This is a genomic window from Streptococcus sp. FSL R7-0212 (assembly GCF_038007985.1).
GTDB lineage: Bacteria > Bacillota > Bacilli > Lactobacillales > Streptococcaceae > Streptococcus > Streptococcus parauberis.
In genome coordinates, this window is sequence record NZ_JBBOYF010000001.1 from 606,736 (window position 1) to 630,372 (window position 23,637).

General features: G+C 35.3%; 22 protein-coding genes. 15 read left to right on the forward strand and 7 right to left on the reverse strand.

All coding sequences use genetic code 11. The features are described 5' to 3' along the window. Window positions 1-43: 43 nt before the first annotated feature. Window positions 44-1,003: an IS30-like element IS1062 family transposase gene (locus MKY69_RS03255; protein ID WP_002360751.1), complete on the reverse strand. Its 960-nt coding sequence runs from the start codon at window positions 1,001-1,003 to the stop codon at window positions 44-46. Between the two features lie 344 nt (window positions 1,004-1,347). Between MKY69_RS03255 and MKY69_RS03260 the strand changes: the two genes are divergently transcribed. Then, entirely contained in the window at window positions 1,348-2,091 is a 744-nt protein-coding gene (locus tag MKY69_RS03260) for a glycerophosphodiester phosphodiesterase (protein ID WP_004234523.1), read from the forward strand. Between the two features lie 75 nt (window positions 2,092-2,166). Here the strand turns inward: MKY69_RS03260 and MKY69_RS03265 are convergent, their stop codons facing one another. Together MKY69_RS03265 and MKY69_RS03270 are read right to left on the reverse strand one after the other, a co-directional pair. Next, window positions 2,167-2,553, reverse strand: coding sequence for a hypothetical protein (locus MKY69_RS03265; protein ID WP_340790956.1), 387 nt, complete (start codon window positions 2,551-2,553; stop codon window positions 2,167-2,169). Next, on the reverse strand, window positions 2,531-3,415 hold the full coding sequence (locus MKY69_RS03270) for a metallophosphoesterase (RefSeq protein ID WP_076751726.1): 885 nt from the start codon (window positions 3,413-3,415) through the stop codon (window positions 2,531-2,533). Before MKY69_RS03270 ends, MKY69_RS03265 begins: the two co-directional genes overlap by 23 nt. A gap of 70 nt (window positions 3,416-3,485) precedes the next feature. Between MKY69_RS03270 and MKY69_RS03275 the strand changes: the two genes are divergently transcribed. The 6 genes from MKY69_RS03275 to ftsX all read left to right on the forward strand — a co-directional run bounded on the left by MKY69_RS03275 (window position 3,486) and on the right by ftsX (window position 10,226). Continuing rightward, window positions 3,486-4,130: an HAD family hydrolase gene (locus MKY69_RS03275; protein WP_013793763.1), complete on the forward strand. Its 645-nt coding sequence runs from the start codon at window positions 3,486-3,488 to the stop codon at window positions 4,128-4,130. Window positions 4,131-4,274: 144 nt separating this feature from the next. After that, a complete protein-coding gene (locus tag MKY69_RS03280) occupies window positions 4,275-6,191 on the forward strand; it encodes a fructose-1,6-bisphosphatase (protein WP_340790958.1) in 1,917 nt (638 codons plus the stop codon). Window positions 6,192-6,313: 122 nt separating this feature from the next. Beyond that, window positions 6,314-7,432: a tRNA epoxyqueuosine(34) reductase QueG gene (gene queG, locus MKY69_RS03285; RefSeq protein WP_062806912.1), complete on the forward strand. Its 1,119-nt coding sequence runs from the start codon at window positions 6,314-6,316 to the stop codon at window positions 7,430-7,432. Between the two features lie 48 nt (window positions 7,433-7,480). Continuing rightward, window positions 7,481-8,582, forward strand: a protein-coding gene (gene prfB, locus MKY69_RS03290; protein ID WP_340790959.1) for a peptide chain release factor 2 whose coding sequence is annotated in 2 segments (ribosomal slippage) — window positions 7,481-7,552 and window positions 7,554-8,582 — 1,101 coding nt in all. Because the reading frame shifts where the segments join, the coding sequence is not laid out codon by codon here. A gap of 29 nt (window positions 8,583-8,611) precedes the next feature. Next, the gene (ftsE, locus tag MKY69_RS03295) at window positions 8,612-9,304 is read left to right on the forward strand and encodes a cell division ATP-binding protein FtsE (protein WP_003105787.1); all 693 of its coding nucleotides are present in this window, start codon (window positions 8,612-8,614) and stop codon (window positions 9,302-9,304) included. Next, on the forward strand, window positions 9,297-10,226 hold the full coding sequence (gene ftsX / locus MKY69_RS03300) for a permease-like cell division protein FtsX (protein ID WP_004234505.1): 930 nt from the start codon (window positions 9,297-9,299) through the stop codon (window positions 10,224-10,226). Before ftsE ends, ftsX begins: the two co-directional genes overlap by 8 nt. A 10-nt stretch (window positions 10,227-10,236) precedes the next feature. Here ftsX and MKY69_RS03305 read toward each other — a convergent pair whose 3' ends face one another. Next, complete coding sequence (locus MKY69_RS03305) at window positions 10,237-11,196, reverse strand: IS30-like element IS1062 family transposase (protein ID WP_002360751.1); 960 nt, start codon at window positions 11,194-11,196, stop codon at window positions 10,237-10,239. A gap of 180 nt (window positions 11,197-11,376) precedes the next feature. Here MKY69_RS03305 and MKY69_RS03310 point away from each other — a divergent pair, with 180 nt between their 5' ends. Further along, window positions 11,377-11,664, forward strand: a complete 288-nt coding sequence (locus MKY69_RS03310) for a helix-turn-helix domain-containing protein (RefSeq protein ID WP_014571824.1) — start codon at window positions 11,377-11,379, stop codon at window positions 11,662-11,664. A 2-nt stretch (window positions 11,665-11,666) separates the two neighbouring features. Beyond that, window positions 11,667-12,545, forward strand: coding sequence for an IS3 family transposase (locus tag MKY69_RS03315; protein WP_167842509.1), 879 nt, complete (start codon window positions 11,667-11,669; stop codon window positions 12,543-12,545). 73 nt (window positions 12,546-12,618) lie between these two features. On the opposite strand, the gene MKY69_RS03320 is transcribed toward MKY69_RS03315, so the two are convergent. After that, the gene (locus tag MKY69_RS03320) at window positions 12,619-13,254 is read right to left on the reverse strand and encodes an MBL fold metallo-hydrolase (protein WP_003104512.1); all 636 of its coding nucleotides are present in this window, start codon (window positions 13,252-13,254) and stop codon (window positions 12,619-12,621) included. A 173-nt stretch (window positions 13,255-13,427) separates the two neighbouring features. Here MKY69_RS03320 and MKY69_RS03325 point away from each other — a divergent pair, with 173 nt between their 5' ends. The 3 genes from MKY69_RS03325 to asnS all read left to right on the forward strand — a co-directional run bounded on the left by MKY69_RS03325 (window position 13,428) and on the right by asnS (window position 18,585). After that, window positions 13,428-15,890 carry a bifunctional DnaQ family exonuclease/ATP-dependent helicase gene (locus MKY69_RS03325; RefSeq protein ID WP_307877781.1) on the forward strand — a complete coding sequence of 821 codons (2,463 nt, stop codon included), beginning with the start codon at window positions 13,428-13,430 and terminating at the stop codon, window positions 15,888-15,890. A 124-nt stretch (window positions 15,891-16,014) separates the two neighbouring features. After that, window positions 16,015-17,214, forward strand: coding sequence for a pyridoxal phosphate-dependent aminotransferase (locus tag MKY69_RS03330; RefSeq protein WP_003102759.1), 1,200 nt, complete (start codon window positions 16,015-16,017; stop codon window positions 17,212-17,214). A gap of 24 nt (window positions 17,215-17,238) precedes the next feature. Further along, window positions 17,239-18,585: an asparagine--tRNA ligase gene (asnS, locus tag MKY69_RS03335; protein ID WP_003106428.1), complete on the forward strand. Its 1,347-nt coding sequence runs from the start codon at window positions 17,239-17,241 to the stop codon at window positions 18,583-18,585. 40 nt (window positions 18,586-18,625) lie between these two features. Here asnS and MKY69_RS03340 read toward each other — a convergent pair whose 3' ends face one another. Continuing rightward, window positions 18,626-19,882, reverse strand: coding sequence for an ISL3 family transposase (locus MKY69_RS03340; protein WP_017768237.1), 1,257 nt, complete (start codon window positions 19,880-19,882; stop codon window positions 18,626-18,628). Between the two features lie 149 nt (window positions 19,883-20,031). Next, complete coding sequence (locus MKY69_RS03345; protein WP_071519730.1) at window positions 20,032-20,469, reverse strand: nucleoside hydrolase; 438 nt, start codon at window positions 20,467-20,469, stop codon at window positions 20,032-20,034. A gap of 360 nt (window positions 20,470-20,829) precedes the next feature. On the opposite strand from MKY69_RS03345, the gene rapZ reads away from it, so the two are divergent. From rapZ to whiA, 3 genes are read left to right on the forward strand one after another with little or no spacing between them, the layout of a single operon-like run. After that, entirely contained in the window at window positions 20,830-21,723 is an 894-nt protein-coding gene (gene rapZ, locus MKY69_RS03350) for an RNase adapter RapZ (RefSeq protein WP_003104863.1), read from the forward strand. After that, window positions 21,720-22,697 (forward strand): YvcK family protein, encoded by a 978-nt coding sequence (locus MKY69_RS03355; RefSeq protein WP_003106431.1) that lies wholly within the window; start codon window positions 21,720-21,722, stop codon window positions 22,695-22,697. Before rapZ ends, MKY69_RS03355 begins: the two co-directional genes overlap by 4 nt. Next, window positions 22,694-23,605, forward strand: a complete 912-nt coding sequence (whiA, locus tag MKY69_RS03360; RefSeq protein WP_003103234.1) for a DNA-binding protein WhiA — start codon at window positions 22,694-22,696, stop codon at window positions 23,603-23,605. The genes MKY69_RS03355 and whiA overlap by 4 nt, the downstream gene beginning before the upstream one ends. The last annotated feature ends 32 nt before the right edge of the window (window positions 23,606-23,637 follow it).

Genomic DNA, 23,637 nt, shown 5'->3' on the forward strand with positions numbered 1-23,637 from the left:
AAAACAGATTTTTTAAAAATCTGTTTTTTCTTTTTATTAATTGTCAAATTAAGTTAGACAATTCCTCTTTGCATATGTGACTCAAGAATACTTCTATTGGTGTTTTATAGTTTAATGATTTTCGAGGGATATTATTTCTTTTCGATGCAATAGATTGGATAAAAGATTCATCAACTTCGTTGAAATCCATTTGCTTTGGTAAACCATCTTTACGTAATAAACCATTAGAGTTTTCATTTAACCCTCTTTGTGATGGTGTACCAGGATCTGCAAAATAGATATCAATATCATTTATATTACTGATTGATTTCCAATTTGAAAATTCCTTTCCACAATCAAAAGTCATTGATTTGAATAGATGCTTAGGTACAGATTGCATCCATTGGTTCAAACGATTTTCAATATCTATAGCTCGTCTGCCTTCTGGCTGAAGAGTGATGATTACTTTAGATAATCGCTCAACGAGGGTAATAACAGCACTTTTGTGCTTTTTACCCACAATAGTATCCCCTTCAAGGTGGCCAAATTCTTGATTGAATTTAGAATAATCATTTCCTCTGTCACGAAGTGATCGACGAAAAGATTGTTTTCCCCGAGTTTCTTTGTGTCCGTTGGCTTTACGTTTTCCTTTCATAGGTAGGTGAGTCACTTCAAATACGCCTTGTTTAAACATACGATAAAGTGTACGCATAGAACAAGAAATAGAAAACTCTGCACGGCCAACAATCACATCAGGTGTCCAACCTTGAACAACCCTCTTTTGAATATATTCTGTTTGTTCATCTGATAAGACAATAGGACGTCTGCCACAGCGAGTTTTATTCTTCTTGTATTGATTGAAATAATCTAGAGCATTGTGCCCTGTTTTGAAAAATTGGTAAACTTTATGAATCGTTTGTCTAGATCTATTCAATAGTACTGCGGTTTTAGCTACAGATTGATGATTATTATAATACGCCTCTATCATTGCAAGTTCATTTGATGTAAGATGGGTATAGGTCATTTGTCTTCACTCCTTATAATTCTTTTGCGGGAACTATCTTGAGTGTAGCACAAATGACTTTTTTATTTGTCTAGCTTAATTTTACAATCGGCGTTTAATATAAATTTGTACCTAGGAATAAGTAGCCACAAAACAATAAGAAGTAATGAGCAGTTTGATAAATCATTCGTAGATGTATTTGATTATAAAAATATTGTACCTGTTGAAAATTTACCTGAATTGCAATTGACATATAAAGAACCTCTTATTTTTCAAATCACCTTATTCAGTATTTGCGAGCTTTTGCAATACTAAATAAGGTATCATATGGTAAACTAAAACTAGAATATACATTAGGAGTCATCATGACAGTAATTTTTGCCCATCGTGGGAGTAAATCAAATAGACCTGAAAACACACTTGCTTCTTTTTATGAAGCATTAAGAGTAGGGGCAGACGGGATTGAGTTAGATGTCCACCGTAGTCTGGATAATCATTTAGTTGTCATACATGATGAAACTGTTGACAGAACAACTAATGGAATTGGTTTAGTTAGAAATTTAACATTGGCACAATTAAAAGAACTGGATGCTGGTTCTTGGTTTGCTCCAGAGTATTTTCGTGAAAGAATTTCAACCTTAAAAGAGGTCCTGCATTTTTTAGTCGAACAAGATTTCCGCGGAACACTAAATATTGAAATAAAAACAGATAAATACCACTATCCGGGGATTGAACACGATGTGGCTCAAGTGATGCACTCTCAAAAATGGCCATTTGACTATCTATACTGTAGTTTTAATTTCAAAAGCTTAGAAATAATGGCCCAGGAAGATCCTGGAATAGAATTAGCCTTTTTGATGAAACAAAACCCATTTCACATTTGGTTAGGGCGAAAAACACCATTTGTGGGTGCAATTCATCCAAATAAGTTATGGTTTTTAAATGATTTAACAGTTGCAAAAAGTTTTTCCAAATCGGTTCGACCTTGGACTTTAAATAAAGAAAAACAAATGAACCTGGCCTATAAGTACGAACTGGCTGGATTTATGACAGATTTTCCTGAGCTAGCAGTGGCTCTGAGACAAACTTGGCAAAACAAAAACCAATAGATTGAAAAGAACCACTTATAATGGATAGTATAAAAAAGCAATGTATACTCTTTATATAAGGAGGTTCTTTTTAGATCATCTACTGGTTTTTTTGATGGTTAATTTTACTTGAGGTAATAAATAACTAACAAATATTAGCAAAATGGAAACTAGACTGATGTAGTATAGAACCGATGAATTATATGACAGAAATAAATGGCTTATTAAGATAGTAGCTACCCCAAGCCAGAAGAGAAGAAGGTTAAGAGGATTGTCTTGAATGATAACTAGATCCTGATTGTCGACAACTTTTGCTTTCTGCAGACTAGCTTTCACTTTCAGCTTTTCTTGTTTATCAATTTTGCACTTAATTTCTTGATTATTTTTAAGCTTTGCAGTGTAAGTATTGCCAATGTAAATTGTAATTTTTGTGCCAATTTTAGCAAAATGGGTTTCCCGTTTAATAATCATTATCTTTTTCATCCTCAATCTCAAAAATGGACATAGCTGACTGGAATTCCTTTGCTAATTCTTGTTTGCGGAAATTCTCAAATTCAGGTAGACGTCGAATAGCAGCGAAGCGTTTATTTAAATTCCAAAAATCTTCAGGAATTAAGTCAGGGTGCTTAACTAAAAAATCATTACTGATCTTCCATTCCTTTTGATAGCCGAGCGGCCGAGAGTGGTAAGTCACATCATCAATTTGCTGTGGAACCATGCGATGGTGATTGTGACCAAAATAGACCGTTTTAACCTGGTATTTTTGAAAGATGTCGTGAAATTTTTGACTCCCTAAGAATGCATTGAAGGGTAGGAGTTTGGGATGTTGTAAAATAAAATCACTATGTGGGACAAAATGCATACTAATAATAATATCACCTGATAAGGAAGCAAGTGTCTCTTCAAGATTTTGACAAGACCTTTGGGTCAAATCAATATCTGACAGAGGTCGTTTCAAACGACGATCAAACCAAAAGGTATTTTTAAAAGTAATATTTTCTGCAATTGATCTTTCTGGGAAGTATGAATAATCATACCAACCATGAAAAGCTACGAGTGTAACTTGTCCGGATAAGGGAATTACTTGAAAATCGAGCTCTTCAATTCTATCCTCACTTATATCTAAGAGGTCATGATTGCCAAGATTGTGACTAATAGTTACACGCGAATCAATTTCTTGAAAAAAAGGCAAAGTTTGTCGATCATAATGATTCGAAATATCTCCCGCTAAATGGAGATGGTCAATATTTTGATCGTGTAGGACTTGGTTTAAACAGTCGATATCTTCTTGACTAAATTGATTGATATCAATGTGTAAGTCACTCATAATAGCTAATTTCTTCATGACTTCATTTTATCAAAATTCACATAATATAGCTATTTATGATAAAATAACTAAAAAGAGAGGTTGTGCTATGGTCAAAGCAATTATATTTGATATGGATGGTGTATTATTCGACACGGAGCCTTATTATTTTGAAAGACGCAAACGATTCTTGGACAGTCAGGGTATTTCCATTAGTCATATGTCACCTAAAGATTTTATTGGTGGCAATTTACAACAAGTATGGCATCAACTCTTGGGTGAGCATTTTCAAGCAGCGCAAGTTCAAGCAATAAGTGATGATTATGAAGAATTTAAGAAAAATAACCCAGTTCCCTATACTGAACTTCTATTTCCAAAAATAAAAGAGACATTGCAACAATTGACAGAGAAAAATATTAAACTAGCTTTGGCTTCTAATTCTAGTCCAAGTGATGTTCAGCGAGCTATCGCGTCCTGCCAATTGAAAGACTATTTTGACTATGTCTTAACTGCTAAAGATGTTGACAATCCTAAACCTGCCCCTGATATTTATCTGAAAGTTGGTCACTTATTAGGTTTACCAAAGAATGAAGTCTGGGTTGTTGAGGATAGTCAAAAGGGGATTTCTGCTGCAAAAGCCGCAGGGTATCAGGTATATGGCATTAAAGATTATCGCTATGGGATTGATCAGGATCAAGCGGATCACATAATCGATAATATTTCAGAGTTGATTTCATTAATAACTGATAAATAATAAAAATACTTCTTAATTGAAGTGTTTTTTGTAAGCCTTTACACTTTTTGGTTGGCATTTTTTTTGAGAAGTTTTACAATGATTTTAGGAGTCTTTTTTAACTTCAAAAATAGTACTTCTAACGAAAGGAAAAAATAACTTAAAATGTCTAACTATTATCAATTGTTGAAAGAAAAATTCCCAAGCAAGTCATCACTGGTTACAGAAATGATAAACCTTGATGCTATTTGTCACCTTCCTAAAGGAACAGAGCATTTTTTAAGTGATTTGCATGGTGAGTATGAAGCTTTTGATTATCTGCTTAGAAATGGGTCTGGGTCTATAAAAAAGAAAGTTGCTGAGTGTTTTACTGATAGAACAGACGAGGAAATTGAATTTCTTTGCCAGTACATTTATTATCCAAAAGAAAAAATTGAAGTTAGACAAGAAGTATTAAGTTCAAATGGACTCATAGAAGAACTAACCCTTTTTCTTCCAGATTTATTACAACTGGTCAAATATATTGGTGGAAAATATACCCGATCTAAGGTCCGTAAAATGATGGCAGCTGATTATGCCTATATTATGGAAGAATTATTAATCGTTGAACAACCAGATGAAAATAAAATTTCCTACTATAATGCAATCATTTCAAAGGTTATTGAATTAGATCAATTGGATGACTTGTTTATTGCTTTTGCAACATTAATCCAAGATCTGTCAATTGATCATTTACATGTTGTAGGTGATATTTTTGACCGTGGAAAATATCCAGATTTAATTATTGACCGTCTGCAAAAGTTTAATAAAATTGATATCCAATGGGGAAACCATGATATAACATGGATTGGAGCAGTTTCAGGCTCAACAATTTGTATGATTAATGTAATCCGAATTGCTGCCAGATATAATAGTATAGCTTTGATTGAAGATCGATATGGCATAAATTTGCGGAGCTTAATCGAGTATGCGAAAAAGAATTTTGAACCTGAGGAAGTCTTTAACCCGATTTTAGATGGTGACGATATTTCTGAGTCGGATAAAGTCATGTTGAATAAATTACAACAAGCAACTGCAAACTTACAATTTAAACTAGAACACCAATTAATCGCACGACGCCCTGATTTTGATATGCAAGCCTCAAACCTCTTCACAAAGATTAATCGTGAGGAAAAAACAATTGAAATCAAAGGGAAAACTTATCCCTTACAGTCATTCCCATACCAGATGATAGATTGGGAAAGCCCTGAACAATTAACTGATGAAGAAGAACGAATTCTTTCAGGATTAATGCATCGTTTCCAGACTTCAAACCGTTTAAATCAGCAAATCGACTTCTTAATGGAAAATGGCTCCATTTATAAAGTTACCAATAATAATCTCCTTTTTCATGGCGGTATGCCCATGCATTCTAATGGTGATTTCAAGTCCATGCGTTTTGGGAATCAAGTTTACTGTGGAAAAGATTTAATGAACTTTTTCCAAAAACAAGTCATAAAATCCTATAAAAATAAAGATAAACATGATGATTTTGAAACAGATCTATTTTGGTACTTATGGTGTGGAGAAGTCTCTTCACTCTTTGGAAAAGACAGAATGACGACCTTTGAACGGTATTATATAGCTGACAAAGAAACACATGTTGAAATAAAAAACGCTTATTATCAATTGCGAGAGAGAGAAGATATCTGTTTGAGGCTCTTGAATGAATTTGGTCTTGATGAAACAGCTCATATTGTTAATGGCCATACGCCAGTTAAAGAAAAAGTTGGTGAAATTCCAATTAAGGCAAATGGTAGGATTATCATTATTGATGGTGGTCTGGCTAAAGGCTATCAGAAAAAAACTGGAATTGCTGGCTACACCTTGATTTCTAATTCATACGGCTTGGAATTAGTCGCCCATAAACCATTTTCTTCAGTAGAAGATGTCTTAGAGGGTAAATGTGATATCATTTTCATCAAGCGACTGGTTGAGGAAGTTTCGCAACGGACCTTGGTCAAAGAAACAGACAACGGGAAAGCAATTTTGAAAGAAATTTCGGAGCTCGATTATCTTTTCCATCACTTTGATTTATACTAAAGAAAGAGGAAGACGGGTGACTAACCTACACTTCCTTTTTATTGTTATAACTTTTTAATAAAAGTCATAATTCGTAATCACTTCGTCTTGAACTCTTTATAAAATTCGATTATGATAGTAGTATGGAAATTAAGGTGGCAATTCAACAATTAGCCCAAGAAATTGGGATTTCAAAAATTGGTTTTACAAGTGCAGATGATTTTGCTTATTTGGAAAAATCGCTGCGCTTGAGTATTGAAGAGGGACGAAACTCAGGTTTTGAACATAAAAATATCGAGGAAAGAATCCGTCCAAAATTATCCTTGGAATCCGCAAAAACGATTATTTCGATTGCAGTTGCCTATCCCCACAAATTACCAATAGCTCCGCAGAAAACAGAATATAAAAGAGGTAAAATTACGCCTAATTCTTGGGGTATAGATTACCATCATGTCCTTGCTGATAAATTAGAAAAATTAGCTCAGGGTATTGAAGCCTTGACAGCAGATTTTGAGTATAAAGGTATGGTTGACACTGGGGCACTGGTCGATACGGCAGTAGCTAAAAGAGCAGGAATTGGCTTTATTGGAAAAAACGGTTTAGTTATTTCTAAAGAATTTGGTTCTTACATGTATCTTGGTGAATTAATCACTAATTTAGAGATTGAACCTGATCAAGAAGTTGATTATGGCTGCGGTGATTGTACAAGGTGCTTAGATGCCTGTCCGACTTCTTGTCTAATCGGTGACGGCACCATGGATGCCAAACGGTGTTTATCCTTTCAAACGCAAGATAAAGGGATGATGGACCTCGAGTTTCGTAAAAAAATTAAAACAGTCATTTATGGTTGTGATATTTGTCAGATTTCTTGCCCTTATAATAAGGGGATTTCCAATCCCTTAGCAAGTGATATTGACCCGAACTTAGCACTGCCAGAACTAATTCCATTCTTGGAGTTGTCAAACAAAGGTTTCAAAGAAAAGTTTGGTCAGATAGCTGCCTCTTGGCGTGGTAAAAACATTCTCCAACGCAATGCCATTATCGCATTAGCTAATGGACATGACCGCACAGCCATTGTCAAATTAATGGAAATCATTGATAAGAATAATAATCCGATTCATACGGCAACGGCAATTTGGGCGCTGGGTGAAATAGTTAAGAAGCCTGATTCAGCAATGATTGATTTTATGGCAACTATTGCTATTACGGATGAGCAGGTTAAAAAAGAATTTGAATTAGTTCGTGCAAAATGGCAATTCTAAAGGCAGTGTGTTAAAATAGGGAAGATAAAAAGAGAAGAAGGTAAACGTATGGAAGTGGCAGAAATACGCCAAAAAATAGAAGAAAATAAAGAGAATTTGACTAGCTTCAGGAGGTCTCTTTGACTTAGATCGTCTGGAAGAAGACATTGCGCTCTTAGAAAATCAAATGTCTGAGCCTGATTTTTGGAATGATAATATTGCTGCTCAAAAGACATCTCAAGAATTGAATGAGTTAAAAGTTAAGTTTGATACATACCATGATATGCAGAACTTGTCTGAAGAGACTGAACTATATTTAGAAATGTTAGATGAAGATGATTCACTTCAAGAGGAATTAGAAGCAAGTTTAGAAAAACTTGATCAGATTTTATCAAGTTATGAAATGACCTTACTCTTATCAGAGCCTTATGATCATAATAATGCCATTCTTGAAATTCATCCAGGGTCAGGTGGAACGGAAGCTCAAGATTGGGCTGATATGCTCTTTCGAATGTATACCCGTTTTGGTAATGCTAAAGGCTTCAAAGTGGAAACTTTGGATTACCAAGCTGGTGATGAGGCAGGTATCAAGTCTGTTACTTTGTCTTTTGAAGGTCCAAATGCTTATGGCTTTCTCAAGTCAGAAATGGGTGTTCACCGTTTAGTTCGAATTTCACCTTTTGACTCAGCTAAGCGCCGTCACACCTCATTTACTTCCGTTGAAGTTATGCCTGAATTGGATGACACGATTGAAGTGGATATCCGTGATGATGATATTAAAATGGATACCTTCCGTTCGGGTGGCGCCGGTGGACAGAACGTCAACAAAGTATCGACTGGGGTTCGTTTGACACATATCCCAACAGGAATTGTGGTTGCTTCAACTGTTGACCGAACGCAATACGGAAACAGAGACCGAGCAATGAAGATGTTGCAGGCCAAACTATATCAATTAGAACAAGAGAAAAAAGCTGAGGAAGTTAATGCTTTGAAAGGTGATAAAAAAGAGATTACCTGGGGAAGCCAAATTCGTTCTTATGTCTTTACGCCATATACAATGGTTAAAGATCATCGAACTAGCTTTGAAGTTGCTCAAGTTGATAAAGTAATGGATGGCGACATTGATGGCTTCATTGATGCTTACCTTAAGTGGCGTATGAATGATGACTAAGATACTAAAAAAATAGAAAGAAGAAAATAATGGCTTTAATTGAAATGAAGGATGTTTCTAAGAAATATCGCAAATCAACAACAGCCTTGCGTGATCTTACAGTTTCTGTAGATCAAGGTGAGTTTGTTTATTTGGTTGGACCTTCTGGTGCAGGTAAATCTAGTTTCATCAAATTATTATACCGTGAAGAAAAAGTGTCAACTGGCTCTCTTTATGTTGGAGAATTTGACTTAACAAAACTTCGGAAAAAAGATATTCCAATTCTTCGTCGTAATATTGGGGTTGTCTTCCAGGACTACAAACTGTTAGAAAGGAAAACAGTTTTTGAAAATATAGCTTATGCTATGGAAGTTATTGGTGAAAAACGTCGCAATATCAAAAAACGAGTTCCGGAGGTTTTGGAACTTGTTGGTTTGAAACATAAAATGCGTTCTTTCCCAAATCAATTATCTGGTGGGGAGCAACAACGTGTTGCTATCGCGCGAGCAATTGTCAATAATCCTAAACTATTGATTGCTGATGAACCAACAGGTAACTTAGACCCAGAAATTTCATGGGAAATCATGCAATTGCTTGAAAGAATTAACCTTCAAGGGACAACAATTTTAATGGCAACGCATAATAGTCATATCGTAAACACGCTTCGTCACCGCGTAATTGCGATTGAAGATGGACGTATCGTCCGCGATGATGAGGAAGGAGAATACGGTTACGATGATTAGATACTTTTTCCGTCATATTTGGGAATCAATAAAGAATCTCAAACGTAATATTTGGATGACCATTGCTGCAGTTAGTTCAGTAGCAATTACTTTAACTTTAGTTGGTATCTTTGCTGCAACTTTATTAAATATTCAGCGAGTTGCATCTGGTGTTCAAAATAATATTCAAATTAATACTTATTTAGATGTTGATTCAACTGATACAGCTAAAATAATTCAAAATACAGTTGGTAAACAAGTCAAGAATGACAAATACCATGAAATATATGATCAAATTGTGCAAGTGCCTGGTGTTAATAAAGTTACTTTCTCAAGTAAAGATGAACAGTTGAAAAAATTACAAGACACTATGGGTGATGTTTGGAAAATGTATGATAAAGATACAAATCCCTTACAAGACATCTATATTGTGGAGACTAAAAAGTCAACACAAGTTAAGTCAGCTAGTGAGCAAATCAAAACGATCACTGGTGTTGAATCTGTTGACTACGGTGGTGTTAACTCAGAAAAACTATTTAAGTTCTCAGACTTTATCAAAACATGGGGACTTGTGGGAACTGGCTTATTGATCATAATTGCTATTTTCCTTATTTCTAACACAATCCGCATGACTATTATGAGTCGTCAACGAGACATTGAAATTATGCGTCTGGTTGGAGCAAAAAATTCTTATATCCGTGGACCATTCTTCTTTGAAGGTGCTTGGGTAGGATTTTTAGGAGCTATTCTTCCATCAGTTATCATTTACTTCTTATATGTATTTGCCTATCGCCAATTTACCCCTGAGCTACAATTAAATGGATTATCAATGTATCCAATTAATTATTACCTCTACATTTTGATTGGTGCATTGTTTGTCATTGGGATTATTATTGGGTCACTTGGTTCAGTCTTATCTATGAGACGGTATCTTAAATTTTAATTATTAATTGTCAAATTAAGTTAGACAATTCCTCTTTGCATATGTGACTCAAGAATACTTCTATTGGTGTTTTATAGTTTAATGATTTTCGAGGGATATTATTTCTTTTCGATGCAATAGATTGGATAAAAGATTCATCAACTTCGTTGAAATCCATTTGCTTTGGTAAACCATCTTTACGTAATAAACCATTAGAGTTTTCATTTAACCCTCTTTGTGATGGTGTACCAGGATCTGCAAAATAGATATCAATATCATTTATATTACTGATTGATTTCCAATTTGAAAATTCCTTTCCACAATCAAAAGTCATTGATTTGAATAGATGCTTAGGTACAGATTGCATCCATTGGTTCAAACGATTTTCAATATCTATAGCTCGTCTGCCTTCTGGCTGAAGAGTGATGATTACTTTAGATAATCGCTCAACGAGGGTAATAACAGCACTTTTGTGCTTTTTACCCACAATAGTATCCCCTTCAAGGTGGCCAAATTCTTGATTGAATTTAGAATAATCATTTCCTCTGTCACGAAGTGATCGACGAAAAGATTGTTTTCCCCGAGTTTCTTTGTGTCCGTTGGCTTTACGTTTTCCTTTCATAGGTAGGTGAGTCACTTCAAATACGCCTTGTTTAAACATACGATAAAGTGTACGCATAGAACAAGAAATAGAAAACTCTGCACGGCCAACAATCACATCAGGTGTCCAACCTTGAACAACCCTCTTTTGAATATATTCTGTTTGTTCATCTGATAAGACAATAGGACGTCTGCCACAGCGAGTTTTATTCTTCTTGTATTGATTGAAATAATCTAGAGCATTGTGCCCTGTTTTGAAAAATTGGTAAACTTTATGAATCGTTTGTCTAGATCTATTCAATAGTACTGCGGTTTTAGCTACAGATTGATGATTATTATAATACGCCTCTATCATTGCAAGTTCATTTGATGTAAGATGGGTATAGGTCATTTGTCTTCACTCCTTATAATTCTTTTGCGGGAACTATCTTGAGTGTAGCACAAATGACTTTTTTATTTGTCTAGCTTAATTTTACAATCGGCGAATAAAAAAAAACACTTTGAACAGCTCCTGGTAAAATGGACATGAAATAAAAAAACTATTTCAATCATTTTATCAAGGAGCTTTTTCATGCGTAAAAATCAGAACTACACGGGCGACTTTAAAGTAAAGGTTGCACAAGCTTATCTTTTTGACCACTTAGGTGGCTATCAATCAGTGGCAGAACATTTTGGTGTCACCAATCGCTCACAAGTACAACATTGGGTTAAATTGTACGAGAACAATCCTCAACTTCTCTATCAAGATAATCGTGGTAGACCGGCACAAGTTAAGTCAGAGACGATGACTTTAGAAGAACAAGTCAACTATCTCAAAATGGAGGTAGCTATTCTAAAAAAGCTCAGAAAGCTCTTGTAAAAATCTCTACAAGAGCTAAGTATCAAGTCGTTGATAGTTTAACAGGACAGTATGCCATTACTGCTCTTTGTCATTATCTTGGTATTTCAAGGAGTGGTTATTATAGCTGGATTAAGAAAAACCGCCCCCTTACAAAATCTTGGAATTCTCAGCTGGCAGAGAAGATTCAACTTCTCTTTGATGCCTCTTTTAAGGGCTATCGCTATATCTGGATGCAACTTAAGCGACTTTATGGTATAAGCGTCAACCCAAAGACTGTCCTTCGCTATATGCAAGTTCTCGGTTTGAAATCGCCAATACGCAAGAAACGCTTTACTTCTTGCACGAGGCAAGAAATGAACAAAAAAGCGAGAAAGGTTTCGCCAAACCTTCTCGCAAGACACTTCGTCGCCACACGACCTCATGAAAAGTTAGTGACAGATGTTTCTTATGTGTATCATAAACAGGGTAGACTGTACTTAAGTATTATCAAAGACCTGTATGATAACTCTATTTTAGCTTACAATCTATCAAAATTCAATGATAATCAGTTAGTTTTTGAGAATTTAGACCTTGTTTTCAGAAAAGATTGGGACAAATCAAAATCTTGTCTTTTACATTCAGATCAAGGATTTCAGTATACGAACAAGCAGTATCACAAAAAACTTGAAACTTTTAATGTGACGGTTTCTCATTCTCGTAAGGGAAACTGTTATGACAACGCTTGTTGTGAAAACTTTTTTTCTCATCTTAAAAGTGAATCTTTGGAATTATTTGTACCTGAAAATGAGACGGAATTGATGCAGCAGATTGACGATTTCATTACATGGTATAACTTTGATAGACCACAACTCAAACTAAAAGGCATGACTCCTATTGAATATAGGCAGACATACCTTTGAGTGGAAATGTGTTTTTTTTGAACTGTCTATTTTATTTGGGGCTTGACACTTCGGATAATAATCTGAAGTGTTTTTACTTTAAGAATGGATTGAAATTTTTTTCATGGCCAATTGTTGTCGGTTTACCATGACCTGGAAAGACCTGATAGTGGTTTGGTAAGGTGAATAATTTTTCTTTAATAGATTTTGATAATTGGTCGAAGTCGCCTGTTGGTAAATCGGACCGTCCGACACTTTCAAAGAATAAAGCATCCCCAGTGATGACAATTTCTTCCTCATCAAAAACAAAAGACACGCCTCCAATAGAATGGCCAGGTGTTTCTAGCACAGTGAAATTGAAGTCATCGACATGATAGTTTTTACCACTAATGAATAACTCTTCAGCAGGTTTTGTAATCACATCTGGAATATCTGCATGACGAATTAAACCAGAGAGATTGTCCTTCGGTGTGAATAACCAAGAAGCTTCTTTAGGTGATACATAAACTGATGGCCAGTCATAGTGTGCTCGAACTAAATCTAAACTTATTATATGATCATAGTGAGTATGCGTCAGCAATATTGCAGCTATAGGTTTATCAATTCTGGCAATAGAACTTAAAATATCTTGCCCATTACTACCTGGATCAATGATTATTAAAGAATTTTTATTCTCAAGGATATAAGTGTTTTCACTTGCAATTTCGTTTGTTATCGTTGTTATCTTCATATTTTTAGTGTATCAAATTTAAGGTAAAATACCTAAGAAAAAGATAGCAATTTTTAGATTTTTAATAAGAAAATGTTGCATACTTTGATAATCACTCATTAGAAGTTCTTATCTCAAAACTTTAACTCGCTATGTCAATGGAGCTAATAAAAACATGGTATAATATTAGTATTATGACAAAAGAAAAAAATCCCAAATATGCTGTGATTGATTTGGAAGCTACGAGTGCCGGAACTGCAGCAAAAATTATTCAAGTGGGTATTGTTATTGTTGAAGGTGGAAAGATTACTAACACTTATCAAACGGATGTAAATCCGCATGAAGATTTATCTGACCATATAAAATTATTGACTGGTATATCTGATCAACAATTAGCAAGTGCGCCTGAGTTCTCACAAATAGCAGGAACTATCTTTGATTTGATTAAAGATTGTATTTTTGTTGCTCATAATGTTAAGTTTGATGCTAATTTACTTGCGGAAGCATTGTTTTTTGAAGGCTTTGAATTACGAACACCTAGGGTTGATACTGTGGAATTAGCCCAAGTCTTTTTCCCACACTTGGAAAAATATAATTTAACTTATCTCTCAACAGAATTGAATTTAGAGTTATCGGATGCTCATACTGCAATTGCAGATGCAATGGCTACAGCCAATTTACTCTTAGTTCTACAAGATAAGATAAAATCTCTTCCAAAAGAAAGTTTAGCATATATCCTTCGCTACTCGGATAGTCTTATTTTTGAATCAGATTTGCTCATAGAAGAAGGACTCAAACATGCTAAGCCCTTAGATGCCATGGAATTTCAATTAATCGATGACTTAGTTATTCGGAAGGATCAACCTTCGCTTGATGCTTTAAAATTATCACAGTCGTTTGAAATTAATACAGCTTTATTGGGTCTTGAGAATAGACCTTTACAAAACCAGTTTGCTAGTTTAGTTGAAGACGCCTTTAATCAGCCTCAAGCTAGTTTTATTCAAGCTCAAGCAGGTATAGGCAAAACCTATGGCTATTTGTTACCACTCTTAGCTAAAGCAGATGGTAATCAAGTTTTGGTAAGTGTCCCAACTAAAATCCTGCAAGATCAGATGATGGCAAAGGAATTGCAATCTTTGATAGATCAATACCACATCAAAGCACACAGTTTAAAAGGACCAGGTAATTACATTAAACTTGATACTTTTAAAGCCAGTTTAGAAGAAATTCATGATAACCGTTTGATAAATCGCTATAAGATGCAATTAATAGTTTGGCTATTAGAAACAAAAACAGGTGATTTGGATGAAATCAAGCAGAAACAACGCTATGAAGCTTACTTTGAAGCTATCAAACATGATGGTCAGTTGACTCAATCATCCCCATTTTATGATTACGATTATTGGCAAAAATCATATGAAAAGGCAAAAAAAGCCGATTTGCTGATCACAAATCATGCCTATTTTTTACATCGTGTAGAGGATGATAAGAACTTTGCCAAAGGCAAAATCTTAGTTTTTGATGAAGCGCAAGGTTTGATGATACAATTAGATCATCTTTCAAGACAACAAGTTAATTTAACCCAAACTTTATTGGATATTCAGGAAAAAATCAATCTTACTGGGTCATTACTGGAAAAACGTCTTTACGAAAGTCTTGCTTTTGAGTTATCACAACTTACCAGTCAGTTCTACCATTCTCCAAAAATAGAAATTTCCAAGGAGCAAATTAAGTCCTTGAAAGTTTTGGTCGAGGAAATTGGTGATACTGACTTAATTGAACTATCGGATGCTTTTCGCTATCAAGATGGGGACTATTGGCTATCAAGTAAGGTCAATCAAGACAAGCGGGTAACCTATCTTAATGCAACCAATCAGCAGTTTATTAATTTTAAAAATTTCCTTCCTGAAACGACTAAAACCTATTTTATCTCAGCTACTTTACAGATTAGTCCACAAGTTTCACTGGCTGACTTATTAGGATTTGACTCTTTTTCTTATGACATTATTGTTAAGGAAAAATCGCAGAGCCAATTAGTCATTATTGATCAGGACATGCCAATTTTGGATGGGCTTTCAGACCATGATTATAGTCAAGAAATTGCTAAGCGCATCTATCACTTAAGGTCCTTGAATTATCCCATTTTGGTCCTCTTTAATTCACGACACCATCTCTTTATGGTTTCTGAACTGTTAGACCAATGGAAAGTTCCTCATTTAAGTCAGGAAAAAAACGGTTCAGCTTATAATATTAAACGTCGTTTTGATCGTGGGGAGCACTCAATCTTACTCGGCATGGGAGCTTTCTGGGAAGGTGTTGATTTTATCCATGCTGACCGGATGATTGAAGTTATTACACGGATGCCATTTGATAATCCTAAAGATTTATTTGTCAAAAAAATGAGTAATTATATTAGTTCAAAAGGCAAACATGCTTTTAGAGATTATTTCCTACCGATGACAATTCTCAAGTTAAAACAGGCAATTGGCCGTACAATGCGCCGACATAATCAGAAATCCTGTGTGCTTATTTTGGATAAGCGAATTATTGTTAAATCATATGGTCCGGAAGTTTTAGCAGGTTTGGATCAAGAATTTCTTGTTATTGATGAAAAATTTGAAAAGTGCCTAGGTGAAATGGCCCATTTTCTGCTATAATAGAAAAGATCACATGTTATTTTTTAGAAAAACCAAACAATATCATTTTATTTTGACTGATAATAGCCAAATAACGATTGACCATTGATTTTTAAGAGTCTTGTCATGTGATAAAGGAGAAACAATGACAAAGTTATCTAAACGTGTTTTAGAAATGGAAGAAAGTGTTACAATGGCCGCAGGTGCGCGTGCAAAAGAGCTTAAAGCACAAGGTAAAGACATCTTAAGTTTGACACTTGGAGAACCAGATTTTGTAACACCTAAAAATATTCAAGCAAAAGCGATTGAATCCATTGAAAATGGGAAAGCTAGTTTCTATACAGCAGCTAGTGGCATGCCTGAATTAAAAAAAGCTATTGCCATTTATATGGAAAATTTCTATGGATACCCTGTCAAGGTCAACAATATTGTGGCTGGTACAGGTGCTAAATTTATCCTTTACAGTTTCTTTATGGCTGTTTTAAATCCTGGTGATGAAGTGATTATTCCGACACCATATTGGGTTTCATATGCTGATCAGATAAAAATGGTAAATGGTCAACCAATTTTTGTGGAAGCCTTAGATGAAAATGACTTCAAAGTTACTGTTAACCAACTTGAAGCTGTCAAAACAAAGAAAACAAAAGTACTCCTAATCAATTCTCCCTCTAATCCGACGGGAATGATTTATAGTAAAGAGGAGCTTGAAGCAATTGGAAATTGGGCAGTGGAAAATGATATCCTTATCCTAGCTGACGATATCTATGGTCGTCTTGTCTATAATGGTAATCAATTTACAGCAATTTCAACCTTATCTGAGGCTATTCGTCGTCAGACCATAACTGTTAATGGGGTTGCAAAATCATATGCCATGACTGGTTGGCGTGTCGGATTTGCTGTTGGAGATCCAGAAATCATTGCTGCTATGGGTAAAATTCTTGGTCAAACAACTTCAAATCTGACAACTGCAGCACAATTTGCTGCCATTGAGGCCTTTTCTGGGGACCAAACGCCGGTTGGAGAAATGAGAAAAGCTTTTGAGGAACGATTAAATATTATCTATCCATTATTAGCTGCCATTCCTGGCTTTAAGGTTGTCAAACCACAAGGTGCTTTCTATCTATTTCCAAATGTAAAAGAAGCAATGGAAATGACAGGTTATACAGATGTTACCGAATTTACAAATGCTATCTTAGAAGAGGTTGGGGTTGCCATGGTGACTGGAGCCGGTTTTGGAGCTCCTGATAATATTCGCTTAAGCTATGCAACAGATTTAGAAACTTTAAAAGATGCTATGCAAAGATTGACTGATTTTATGTCTAAGCACAGCCATTCTAAAAAATAAATATACGAAAAGAAAAGAGAAAATATGTCAAAACAACTTGTATCAATTATTGATGTTAAAAAACATGTCGGCCAAGAGATTACAATCGGTGCCTGGGTTGCTAATAAATCTGGTAAAGGGAAATTAGCTTTCCTACAATTACGTGACGGGACTGCTTTTTTCCAAGCAGTTGCTTTTAAGCCTAATTTCATTGAAAAATTTGGCGAAGAAGAAGGTTCTGCTAAATTTGACACTATCAAACGTTTGAGTCAGGAAACTTCCGTTTATGTTACTGGTACCGTTAAAGAAGACGAGCGTTCAAAATTTGGATATGAGTTAGATGTAACTGACTTAGAAGTGATTGGTGAATCTGTTGATTACCCAATTACACCAAAAGAACACGGAACAGACTTCTTAATGGATAATCGTCACCTCTGGTTACGTTCTCGTAAACAGATGGCTGTGATGCAAGTTCGTAATGCCATTATCTACTCTACTTATGAATTTTTTGATCAAAATGGTTTTATTAAATTTGATAGCCCTATTTTATCAGGGAATGCTGCTGAGGATTCAACTGAGTTGTTTGAAACTGACTATTTTGGTACACCAGCATTCTTAAGTCAATCTGGTCAATTATATCTTGAAGCAGGAGCAATGGCTTTAGGACGTGTCTTTGACTTTGGTCCAGTTTTCCGCGCTGAAAAATCTAAAACACGTCGTCATTTAACTGAATTCTGGATGATGGATGCTGAATATTCATTCTTAAATCATGATGAGTCACTTGATTTACAAGAAGCCTATGTTAAAGCCTTAATTCAAGGTGTTATTGAGCGCGCACCACAAGCTCTTGAAATCTTGGAACGTGATATTGATGCTTTGAAACGTTATATTACAGAACCATTTAAACGTGTTTCTTATGATGATGCCATTAGCCTTCTTCAAGAACATGAAGCTGATGAAGATACAGACTATGAACATGTTGAGCATGGTGATGACTTTGGTTCACCACACGAAACTTGGATTTCAAATTACTTTGGTGTCCCGACATTCGTAGTTAACTATCCAGCAAGCTTTAAAGCTTTCTATATGAAGCCAGTTCCTGGTAACTCAGAACGTGTTTTATGTGCGGACTTATTAGCACCAGAAGGCTATGGTGAAATCATTGGTGGTTCTATGCGTGAAGATGACTATGAAGCACTTGTTGCCAAAATGGATGCATTAGAAATGGATAAATCAGAATACGAATTCTATCTTGACTTACGTAAATATGGATCTGTACCTCACGGTGGTTTTGGTATTGGTATTGAACGTATGGTAACTTTTGTTGCTGGAACTAAGCATATTCGTGAAGCTATCCCATTCCCACGTATGTTACACCGTATTAAACCATAATAAAAAGGCTCTTTGTCAACTGTAGTGGGTAGATGAAAAGCTAACACCTAGAGAGGACGAACTTCGTCCTCTCTTTCTTTATGTTCAATGCAATCAAAATCCGTTTTTTAAAGTTTTCAAAGTTCCTGAAACCAAAGGCATTTCTCTTAATGACTTTGATGAGATTATTGGTAGCTTCCAGTTTGGCGTTGGAATAAGGCAATTCCATGGCGTTTACAACCTTGTCTTTATCCTTTAAAAATGTCTTCAATACCGTCTGGAAAATAGGATTAACGATGGCTATTTCCTGTTCGATGAGGTCAAAGAAATGGTCTGAGTTCTTCTCTTGGAAATGAAATAAGAGAAGCTGATAGAGTACATAGTGTTGTCGTAGTTCCTCGGAGAAAGACAGGAGTTTTTCTAGGATTTCCTTGTTAGTCAAATGCATTCGAAACATAGGACGATAAAATCGTTTATCGCTGAGTTTACGGCTATCTTGTTGTATCAATTTCCAGTAACGTTTCAAGGCTCGGTATTCCTGCGATTTTCTGTCGAATTGATTCATAATTTGAATACGGACACGGTTCATAGCACGACTAAGGTGTTGCACGATATGAAAGCGATCGAGTACAATTTTTGCATTCGGAAAAAGTTGTTTAGCAAGTTGATAATAGGGACTAAACATATCCATGGTAATCACTTTGACCCGATTTCTAACCTTTCTAGGATAGCGAAGAAAGTGGTTTCGGATGGTTGCTTGAGTTCTTCCGTCGAGAATGGCGATGACATTTAGGGAGTCGAAATCTTGAGCGATGAAGCTCATTTTCCCCTTCTTGAAGGCATACTCGTCCCAACTCATCACCTCAGGTAGGGTATTCCAATCCGTTTCAAACTTGAACTCATTGAGCTTTCTCATAACTGACGATGTTGAAATTGATAGCCTGTGTGCAATATGTTTCATTGCTTGATTTTCGATGAGTAATTGTGCGATTTTCTGGTTAACAGCGACAGAGATTTGGTGGTTCTTCTTGACAAGAGGAGTTTCAGCGACCGCCATTTTTCCGCAATCTTTACACTTGAAACGACGCTTTCTAAGGCGGATAAGTAAAGGGTAGCCAGCAGTTTCTAAGTAGGGGATTTTAGAAGTTTTCTGGTAGTCGTACTTAGCCATTTGTCCCTTGCATTTTGGGCATTTAGGGGCTGTGTAGTCCAAGTGACCGTGGAGTTCTAAGTGAGTTCCCATATCATATTCATCAGTGATAGTGATATTTTTGTCTTTAATTCTGAGAAAATTTGTGATAAGATTTAGTTGTTCCATATGAGTCTTTCTAAAATGATAGTTTGAGCACTTTTCATTATAGGTCATATGGGACTTTTTGTATATACTCAAAAAGGCTCCATAATCTCTACAGTGGATTTACCCACTACAGAAATTATAGAGCCAATAAAAATAGCTGATTTTATCAGCTATTTTTTGCTAGAATAAATTATCTTAAAATTTTTGAAATGTCCTAAATCGTGTTCTGAATTTTCTATCTCACATTCGAGGGTAATTGTGAGAAACTCTGGCCAAAATTGGAAGATGTCAATTTCTGTATAAATAATACTATTTGCTTCATTTTGGTGAAAATTATCTAGATCAACAATTGATAGTCCAATAGCTAAGTCTTCGAAGACAACTTCTGTGTATATTTTAAATCCTTGACAGATTGGAAAGAGAGTTTTAAAAAGTGATAGAGGGTCATTGATGATACTTCCAATCCGATATTCTTGTTCCCAGTAAAAGACAAATTGCTTAGCTGTGATTAGGCGGATGAATTCTGCCATTTCAGGATTGATGTGTTTTATGTATTCCAAATGTTTTGGCGTCAGCACAATTTCTCTAGTTCCGTCGAGGGCAATCATCTCCACTTTTTTGCCAAAATTTTGATAGAAATAGGCTACTGCATCGCGTCACAATAGTATTTGTAGTCAGTGACCAGAGACGTGTTGCCACTGACTGCGAAAGCACCGCCCATTGTCATAAAATGCCAGCAGTTTTTTCCTAAATCGAGATTTTCATTAAGGTTTTGCCGATGTTGGTTAATGGGGCTGGGGCTAAGGCTGCTAAGATAGTCTTTTATGAAATTTGAAAAGGATTTCTTATGAATTTGAATAATTAAGTGAGCTTAATATAATTTTTGGGTCGAAAGAATCAGTTAAGCTTTATAATGATATATGTTATAATAAAAGAGAGTATATAAGTAATCAGAAAGGATTTTGGAAATGCTAGACAAGAAGATAATTGAACTCGTTATTGTCACAGGGATGAGTGGGGCAGGTAAGACAGTTGCAATCCAATCATTTGAAGATTTAGGATATTTTACAATTGATAATATGCCACCAACATTAGTTCCTAAATTTTTAGAAATCATCGAGCAAACAAATGAGAATAAACGTGTTGCCTTAGTTGTCGACATGCGAAGCCGACTTTTCTTTAATGAAATTAATATGATTTTGGATGCTATCGAGACAAATCCTAATCTCAATCTACGCATACTCTTCTTAGATGCAACGGATAATGAATTAGTTTCTCGTTATAAAGAAACGCGTCGAAGTCACCCATTAGCACCTACAGGTAGGGTCCTAGATGGTATCAAGCTTGAGCGTGAGTTATTAGCTCCAATAAAAAGTTTAAGTCAAAATGTAGTTGACACTAGTGAATTAACCCCAAGACAACTGCGACAAACTATTTCTGAACAATTTTCTGATGAATCAAGTCAAGTCTCTTTCCGAGTTGAAGTAATGAGTTTTGGTTTCAAATACGGCATACCACTAGATGCTGATTTGGTCTTCGATGTTCGTTTCCTACCAAATCCTCATTACATACCACAATTACGTGAAAAAACTGGACTTGATCAGGAAGTTTATGATTATGTCATGGGACATCCCGAATCAGAAGATTTTTACAATCATTTAACAGCTTTATTATTACCAATTTTGCCAGGTTATAAAAAAGAAGGTAAATCTGTCCTTACGGTAGCTATTGGTTGTACTGGAGGCCAGCATAGAAGTGTTGCTTTCGCTCATAGATTGGCCCAAAGTATCGAAGAGAAGTGGCCAGTAAATGAAAGTCACAGAGATAGAAATAAACGTAAGGAAACTGTTAATAGATCATGAGAAAACCCAAAATTACTGTTATTGGCGGTGGAACTGGAATACCTGTCATCCTCAATAGTTTAAGAACAGAAGATGTCGATATTACAGCTGTAGTAACTGCGGCTGATGATGGTGGGTCTTCTGGAGAAATTCGCAATGCCATGCAACAGACACCTCCAGGTGATTTAAGAAATGTACTAGTAGCCATGAGTGATATGCCTCGATTTTATGAAAATGTCTTTCAGTACCGTTTCAATGAGAATGACGGACCCCTGGCTGGTCATCCTTTAGGGAATCTGATTATTGCTGGAATTTCAGAAATGCAAGGTTCAACCTACAATGCTATCCAAATTCTTTCTAAATTTTTTCACACAACTGGTAAAATTTATCCTTCCAGTGAACATGCCTTAACACTCCATGCGGTCTTTAAAGATGGTCATGAAGTTATAGGCGAAAGCTCTATTGCCAAATACAAAGGTATGATAGACCATGTTTATGTTACAAATACATACAATGATGATGAGCCAAAGGCAAGTCGAAAAGTAGTCGACGAAATTATGACAAGTGATATGATTGTGCTTGGGCCTGGTTCACTATTTACGTCCATCTTACCAAATCTTGTCATTCCAGAAATTAATGAAGCATTAAGAAATACAAAAGCAGAAATCGTTTATATTTGTAATATTATGACCCAGTACGGTGAAACTGAACAGTTCTCAGATGCAGATCATGTATCAGTCTTAAATCGCCATTTAGGTCAAGATTTAATTGATACAATTCTTGTAAACATTGAAAAAGTTCCTCAAGATTATATGGATACCCACAAATTTGATGAGTATTTAATCCAAGTTGAGCATGATTTTGCAGGTCTCAAAATGGAAGCAAAAAAAATTATTTCCTCAAATTTTCTTACTTTGGAAAATGGCGGTGCCTTTCATGATGGTCAGTTAGTTGTTGAAGAAATTATGAACTTAGTAAGGGAACGACGCCTATGAGTTTCACTACTAAAGTTAAAGAAGAACTGATTCAATTGGCAGAATCAGATAAAATTGAATTATCTGCCATAATTAAATTGTCGGGAAGCTTAACGCTGTCAAATCAGGGTTTACATCTTTCAATTACAACGGAAAATGCTAGAATTGCTCGTTATATCTATTCTATATTTGAAAAAAGTTATGGAATATTTCCTGAAATCCGATATCATCAAAAAACTAATTTAAAGAAAAATCGTGTTTATACTGTTTTTCTCAATCAAGAGGTTGATAAAATATTAGCTGATTTAAAGTTAGCTGATTCTTTTTTTGGACTTGAAACTGGGATTGAATCTGAGACCTTGACTGATGATGATTTAGGAAGATCTTATCTTAAAGGAGCATTTCTAGCAGCTGGAACAGTAAGAGATCCAGAGTCTGGGAAATATCAGTTGGAAATTTATTCTGTTTATTTTGATCATGCCCAAGATTTAGCAGAATTAATGCAAAAATTTATGCTTGATGCTAAAACGATTGAACGAAAAAGTGGTGCAGTGACTTATCTTCAAAAAGCAGAAGATATCATGGACTTTTTGATAATTATTGGCGCTATGACATGTAAAGAAGAATTTGAATCAGTAAAATTATTAAGAGAAGCTCGCAATGATATCAATCGTGCTAATAATGCTGAGACGGCAAACATAGCAAAGACAATCACAGCTAGTATGAAAACAATCAATAACATTATCAAAATTATGGATACAAATGGATTGGAATCACTTCCTCTTGAATTACAACAAATTGCATTGATTCGTATTAAACATCCAGATTACTCAATCCAACAAATTGCGGATAATTTAGACTCTCCACTGTCTAAAAGTGGTGTTAATCATCGACTGAGAAAAATAAATAAAATAGCCGAAGATTTATAAGAAAGAGGAAGCTCTTTCTTTTATGTATTTAT